Source organism: Leptolyngbya sp. FACHB-711 (assembly GCF_014695615.1).
In the GTDB taxonomy this organism is placed as follows: domain Bacteria; phylum Cyanobacteriota; class Cyanobacteriia; order Elainellales; family Elainellaceae; genus Leptolyngbya_A.
This window is the reverse complement of the sequence record NZ_JACJOR010000021.1, coordinates 1-2,754: the sequence shown is the minus strand read 5'-3', so window position 1 is coordinate 2,754 and position 2,754 is coordinate 1. Positions and strand designations below refer to the sequence as shown.

The following is a 2,754-nucleotide window of genomic DNA, read 5'->3' as shown; positions in this document are numbered from 1 at the left end:
AAAACTCCAGCATGGACTTAGACGGCAGACCTGCGGCTTCGATCGAGGTTTTCTGTCTAGTCCATCATTGGCTGTTCAATGCTTGTTTCTATTCAATGCTTGTCTGTTCAATGTCTGCTCGATTCCATCTCTATTTAATTTCATATACGTTCCTTGTCCGCTCGACCCGGAGGTAAGCACTTGTTTACAGGAATTCTTGACGGACTGTTCAGCGGTCTTAGTATTGGCTCTATCTTGCTGCTGGCATCGCTGGGACTGGCGATCGTCTTTGGCTTGATGGGCGTAATTAATATGGCGCATGGCGAACTGATGATGCTGGGTGCCTATACCACTTATGTCGTGCAAAACGGCTTCAAGACATTAGGCGAGCCCTGGCAAGGCGGCTATATTTTTGTTGCCCTGATCATGGCATTTCTGGTGGCGGCCTTGGTGGGGCTATTGCTGGAGCGAGGTGTAATTCGCTTTCTCTACGGGCGACCACTCGAAACCCTGCTGGCAACCTGGGGTGTGAGTTTGATTTTGCAGCAGTTTGTCCGTAGCGTGAACTGGGTAATGATTGTGGGTCTGCTGCTGTTTTCGCTGCTGTTTTTTGGCGGACTCTGGCTCTTGAAGCGACGACCTGATTTTCAACGGATTCGGACTGGGGCGATCGCGATTCTGCTTCCTCTCGCGCTTGGCATTACTGGAGCAGTTGGATCACTGCTGAGTCAAACTTACCAGCTCGCCATAACCAAACCTTGGTTTGGAGCGCAAAACGTAGATGTAACGGCTCCCAAATGGCTGCTCGGCGGTTTACCTATCGGTAACTACCAGCTTCCCTACACGCGCATGTTCATTATGGCGCTGACGATCGTTTGCGTGCTTGGCATTTACTGGTTCTTGCAAAAAACGCCCTGGGGTCTACGAATTCGATCGGTGACCCAAAATCGCAACATGAGTGCTTGTCTGGGAATTCCAACCCAAAAGGTTGATGCGCTCACATTTGCACTGGGATCTGGTTTGGCTGGAATTGCGGGCTGTGCAGTCAGCTTACTGGGATCAGTCGGTCCGAACACCGGACAAAACTATATTGTGAACACCTTTATGGTGGTGGTGGTAGGTGGCGTTGGCAAATTGGTAGGGACGATCGCAGGTGCGCTAGTGCTGGGCGTTTTAGACTATGTGCTGGGTTCAGGGGTGCTGGCAATGCTGCTCACGCCTGTCAAACCTCTGTCAGACTTCTTCACCTTCTTTGCAACGACCAGCATGGCAAAAGTAATGGTCTTTTTCCTGATCGTCGTTTTCTTGCAATACCGTCCTGCTGGTTTGTTTCCGCAGAAGGGACGCACGGTGGACGCTTAACTGACCTTCAAGGGAGCATTGGGAGAATAAAATGACGGCACAGGCGATTGAACAACACAAAATTGATTGGACAAAACGGCGATCGCTTTTAATCGAAGCCGGAATCGTAGCAGTCGTCGTGCTGCTGCTGATCTTCCTAGTTCCGGCGGTTTTGTCCGTTTTTCGTTTGAGTTTGATGGGGCGTTTCCTTGCACTGGCGATTGTCGCGCTGGGCATCGATCTAATTTGGGGATTCACGGGATTGCTCAGTTTGGGGCATGGCGTATTCTTTACGCTCGGCGGCTACGCGCTGGCAATGCACTTAAAGCTGCAAATTCCACCCACGGCAAGCAGCCCGCTTCCTGAATTCATGTCCCTTTATGGCGTGACCGAGTTGCCCTGGTTCTGGAAACCCTTTTATTCATTCGGCTTTACTGCCTTAGCAGTGGTAGTTATTCCGGGTATCCTGGCAGCAATTCTGGGCTACCTCTTCTTTCGCAATCGGATTCGCGGAGTCTACTTCTCGATTCTGACGCAGGCAATGACCATTATCTTTTTCAACTTCTTCAATGGTCAGCAAAAACTATTTAACGGCACAAATGGTCTAACCGATTTTCAAACCTTTCTAGGTGCAAAGGTCAATGCGCCGGAAACTCGGTATACCTTCTATATTCTCACTATCCTCTTCCTGGTAATTGCCTACGCTCTCTGTCGCTGGCTAACGAGTGGCAGATTTGGACGAATGCTAATAGCAATCCGCGATGATGAAAGCCGTGCCCGATTTACAGGCTACAATCCTACAACCTTCAAGCTTCTGGTCTTTGTGATCTCGGCGATGCTAGCAGGGGTTGCAGGAGCGTTTTACACGCTACAAAGCGAGATTGTTTCACCCAACTCGATGAATATTGCTTTTTCGATCGAAATGGTGATTTGGGTTGCAGTCGGGGGGCGTGCCACGCTAATTGGGGCAATCTTGGGGGCGATCGTCGTTAACTTCGCTAAAAGTCTTCTCAGTGAGCGGTTCCCCGATATCTGGCTATTCTTTCAGGGCGGCTTGTTCCTGATTGTGGTAATGGTTCTCCCGAATGGTGTCGTCGGTTGGATACGCACCGAAGGCATGAATCTATTTCGTCAGTGGTTCGGTCAGCACAAACGTTCCGTAACATATCCCAGCTTGGAGCAAGATCCAGAGGTTGAACATGAACGCCAAAATTTTGGAGATTGAAAACTTGACGGTAAGCTTTGACGGCTTCAAGGCTCTCAACCGCCTCAACTTTTCAATGGATACAGGTGAACTGCGCGTCATCATTGGTCCAAATGGGGCAGGTAAAACTACTTTCCTCGACATCATCACAGGGAAGGTAAAGCCAACTGAGGGGCAGGTTCGATTCAAAGGGCGAAATCTGCGATCGTATTCCGAACACCAGATTGCCC

At 49.9% G+C, this 2,754-nt stretch carries 3 protein-coding genes; all 3 read left to right on the top strand.

Annotation, left to right across the window (positions count from 1 at the left end; genetic code table 11):
- Positions 1 to 180: 180 nt before the first annotated feature.
- Positions 181 to 1,341 (top strand): urea ABC transporter permease subunit UrtB, encoded by a 1,161-nt coding sequence (urtB, locus tag H6F80_RS00250; protein ID WP_190789620.1) that lies wholly within the window; start codon positions 181 to 183, stop codon positions 1,339 to 1,341.
- Between the two features lie 31 nt (positions 1,342 to 1,372).
- Positions 1,373 to 2,545: an urea ABC transporter permease subunit UrtC gene (gene urtC / locus H6F80_RS00245; protein ID WP_190789619.1), complete on the top strand. Its 1,173-nt coding sequence runs from the start codon at positions 1,373 to 1,375 to the stop codon at positions 2,543 to 2,545.
- The coding region (locus H6F80_RS00240; RefSeq protein ID WP_190789618.1) for an ATP-binding cassette domain-containing protein at positions 2,520 to 2,754 on the top strand (235 nt) is incomplete at its 3' end. The genes urtC and H6F80_RS00240, both read left to right, overlap by 26 nt.